We start from the raw sequence: 3,993 nt of genomic DNA on the forward strand, positions 1-3,993 counted from the left end.
AGTACTTAATTTTGATATTTGTACGGTTTTATGTACTGATGTTAAGTATAATAATATTTGTAATGTTATTATTTGAGATGGACTCAACTTTTGTTCGATCTGGTTTTGATCAAAGCCTAATATATTCACTTTTATTAATTTTTATTTGTAATTACCAACCCTTTTTGATCGGATTTTTAACTGTTTTGCCAGTTATTTGAATAAATAATCAAGCTACTGTGTGGCGCGATACTGCGCTCCGCAACGCTCCGCGAACGCACCACACCCCCATCTATTCTCAATAATAGTGGGATTTTAGTTGAACTATTCTTCAGCTTATTTGATAAGTCCACCTCTATATATAGCTTTCAGCTACCTTGTCACCCCGTGAGCACAAATAGTTTCAAACTTTAAATGTCAAATAATTGCCTCAAACCTTTCTCTTGTAAAAGTTTTTAGCCGATCCAATCTAACTTCAGAATTCTGAATTCAGAATTCAGAATTCTGTGAAATGGTATTACATTCTGAGGAAACCTCAGAATTACACACTTGATGCATGACTTCCGTGAAACCGTATCATATTTATGACTTTGTACCAACGCTGCAATACCATTTTCTGCACTTCCATCAAAGGCATATTTTCCTGTCTAGCTAATGTAGCACAATCTTCATATTCAGGTTGCACATTAACAATTTTATCCCCCATCTTTGCCACCTTTAACCTTACTGCTCCATACTCTGTTTCCAACTGATGAATTTCTCGCTCCAAAATAGCTCGTTGTTGAATAGACTGACGAATACCCAAAGTCGTAGTTTCCCGAAATATTACTTCTTCACAAGCAGACAACTTTTCTGGTGTACAAATAACAGTTAGTAAAACTCCCAAGCGGGATTTTTTCATTGTCACAGGTTGAGTAAAAACATCCAAAGCACCCGCAGCAAACAGAACATCAAAAGTATAGGCGATCGCTTGAGGAGTACAATCATCTATTTGAGTTTCTAAGACTGAGACAGTTTCTAGGTGGGAATGTTGGGAAGTAGTAGCATCAGACTTTTTAATTTGAGAATATTGAGTCTTAACTTTCCCTTCTCCGATCCACAAACGCAGAATATTAGGGATAGCTAAATCCTGGGAACCTGCCCCCAAACCAACACATTGCAAAGACATTGACGGTGGCGAATCAAAACCACTAGCAATAGTACAAGCGATCGCGCTACCTGTAGGAGTACACAATTCTTTTTCAATACTATTACTATAAATCGGAACATTATGCAACTCCCAAAGTTTTAGCACTGCTGGTACAGGCACAGGTAACAGACCATGAGCAGTCCTCACAATACCCCCACCAGTAGGCAAAGGCGAACAATACAATTCGTCAATATTCAACCAATCTAACCCCAAACAAGTCCCCACAATATCAATAATGGCATCAGTTGCCCCCACTTCGTGAAAATGTACTTGCTCTGGAGCAACACCATGTACAGCGGCTTCTGCTTCTGCCAACTTGCGAAACACTTCCAAACTCCAAGCTTCAGCACGTTGGGGCAATCCCGCTTTTTTGATTAATGTTTCTATTTCTGGCAAATGGCGGTTATGAGCATGATAGTGTTTGTGTCTGCTGGGGTTATTTTCTGCATCGTGATGATGGTGATGGTGGTTGTCAAAAGTTAAGGGTTCCCCATCTTCAGGATTTGCATGAGTTAGCTTAACATGAAATTTCGTAGCTACTAGACCATTACGATGGACTTTTTCTGTGCTTAATTGATATTCCTGGGAAATACCCAAAAGATTTAGTTTTTCAATTAGATAGTCTAGAGGAACACCAACATGGACTAAAGCACCCAGACACATATCGCCTGCAATACCAGTGGGACATTCAAGGTAAGCTATTTTGTTCATAAACGAGGGAATAGGGAATGGGGAATAGGGAATAGAAATTAGTATTAAAGTGTACCTCACCATCCTAAAAATTTTTGTAATTCTTCTTGGAGACTCATTCCAATACTTTGTGAAAAAAAACTGTAGAGGTTTGGTCTCCAAACCCTTTGCTCTCAAAATCCCTACAGAATTTTCAAAAGGGGTCAATTCAAAATTGGCATTGCTGAAACACGGTATGAAATTCCTAAATTTATAACGTGTAAATCAGACCTATTTCCCCTTTAAGTAGCGCGGAAAAAGTGCCTTTCTAATACCAATTCCCATGCATTAATGTTCTACTTGGGTGGCACTTCAGTTATCAAGTAATTAACACAGGTGAAATAACTCCCATACCTAATTATTAACCAGTTAATGTTAATTTTTATTATGTTGTACGGACGTTGCATGGAACGTCCCTACCTCCCCCACTCCCTTACTCCCCTACTCAAGAAAGTATAGAAAAGTTTTTGAGAAATGGTATAACTCCTGACTCCTATAGGGGCGAATGGCCATTCGCCCCTACGACTCCTGTAAAATCATACTTTTATTCAGCAACGCCCAAAATTTAGCAACAATTATATGATTATGGCGGAATATATGAGCAAACTTATGCTTAAACTTGACAAACCAATAGTTTGACATTTTATCTAAAATCTAAAATAAAAATATGGCAATTTTTTACGAACTTCATCCTGATACCCCCCAGCAAAGACGTGTAGAACAGATTATCAAGGATCTTAAAGATGGGGCAGTGATGCTTTATCCCACGGATACCGTTTACGCAATAGGTTGTGACCTCTCTGTTAAATCTGCTGTGGAGAAAGTTAGGCAAATTAAGCAATTATCTAATGATAAGCCTCTGACATTCCTCTGTTCATCCCTGTCTAACATTGCCAGTTACGCTATTGTAAGTGACTCAGGCTACCGGATTATCAAACGTTTAATTCCTGGCCCATACACATTTGTGCTACCTGCTACAAAGTTAGTGCCACGACTGGTGATGAGTCCAAAACGTAAAACAACAGGTATTCGGGTTCCAGACAATCAAGTATGCTTGTCTTTATTAGAGACTTTGGGCAATCCCATAATTTCCACATCAGCTCATATTACCAGTGATGCTGAAGGAATGGCCCCGATCAAGATAGAAGCAGTCACTGGTAAAGCAGAATTGTTTGATTGTCTAGAAAATTTAGTGGATATAATTGTGGATGATGGTTCTGACCCAGGATATCAAGTATCCACTATCCTTGACTTAACTGGCCAGCAGCCCAATCTGATTCGGCAAGGTCTTGGAGCTGACACTCTAACAGCTTTGATAGGGAGTAGGGAGTAGGGGCGAAGAGCGAATCGCCCGTACGGGAGTAGGGGAAAAAATTTGATGATTTCTGCGCGTTACCTATCTTTGAGACCCCATACTTCTGAAACTCCCCAGACTTCCCACCCTCCCCAAACTCCCTACCCTTCCCAAACTTCCCACCCTCCTCTATATGTGCCACTTGTGTATCTGTTACACAGGTGGCATTCTCAATTTAATGATTGTCACAGTTCCTCGTTCCTGAGATGGTTTGGTTCCGAAAGTCTTGATTTTCAATGTATATTAAGCTTTCGCCCCTTTTTGGTAAGAATCCGGAAAATATATCTTTGGTACTAAGTTCCAGAATTGGCTATTGGCAATAAAACCACATTGGAAAAGTGTAACTCTCCTTTGCTATTAGGTTAGCCAGCTTTTCTATAGTTATAAGTGTAGAGGCAAGGAACAAATCACAAAGATTTCAACCAATACCAAAGACTCTACATTGTTGTTTCCTACACCTAGCGTGCATTATCCAGAGGTAAAATAAAATGACTGTTAAGACTGCTCACTCCCCCAACTCCCTAACCAACAACTCCACTACCGCTCCAGAAGTTAATAACAGCCAAGTTGAAAATCAAACTACAGCGAATACTGTACTAGAAATGAATACTGAAGCTTTAGCTGCTGTGGTTTTACAAGAATTGCAAACTGCTGCCAAAACTAAGCCGGCAAAAGCTCAAACTGTAGCTATGCGAATAGCTCAAGAAGTAGAAAGGATTTGCTTAAAGAGTAATCGTATTCA

General features: G+C 39.5%; 2 protein-coding genes and 1 pseudogene. 2 read left to right on the plus strand and 1 reads right to left on the minus strand.

All coding sequences use genetic code 11. The features are described from left to right. Positions 1-520 precede the first annotated feature (520 nt). A complete protein-coding gene (larC, locus tag F6K22_RS34615) occupies positions 521-1,879 on the minus strand; it encodes a nickel pincer cofactor biosynthesis protein LarC (protein ID WP_293108880.1) in 1,359 nt (452 codons plus the stop codon). A gap of 685 nt (positions 1,880-2,564) precedes the next feature. Between larC and F6K22_RS34620 the strand changes: the two genes are divergently transcribed. Next, on the plus strand, positions 2,565-3,230 hold the full coding sequence (locus F6K22_RS34620; RefSeq protein WP_293108883.1) for an L-threonylcarbamoyladenylate synthase: 666 nt from the start codon (positions 2,565-2,567) through the stop codon (positions 3,228-3,230). Positions 3,231-3,739: 509 nt separating this feature from the next. After that, positions 3,740-3,993 (plus strand): annotated as a pseudogene (locus F6K22_RS34625) (hypothetical protein); the annotation flags it as partial.

The sequence above is a fragment of the Okeania sp. SIO2F4 genome (genome assembly GCF_010672385.1).
Classification (GTDB): domain Bacteria; phylum Cyanobacteriota; class Cyanobacteriia; order Cyanobacteriales; family Microcoleaceae; genus Trichodesmium.

Coding starts and splice junctions, on each gene's coding strand:
- larC (WP_293108880.1), bottom strand. CDS start 1,879: ATGAACAAAATAGCTTACCTTGAATGTCCCACTGGTATTGCAGGCGAT.
- F6K22_RS34620 (WP_293108883.1), top strand. CDS start 2,565: ATGGCAATTTTTTACGAACTTCATCCTGATACCCCCCAGCAAAGACGT.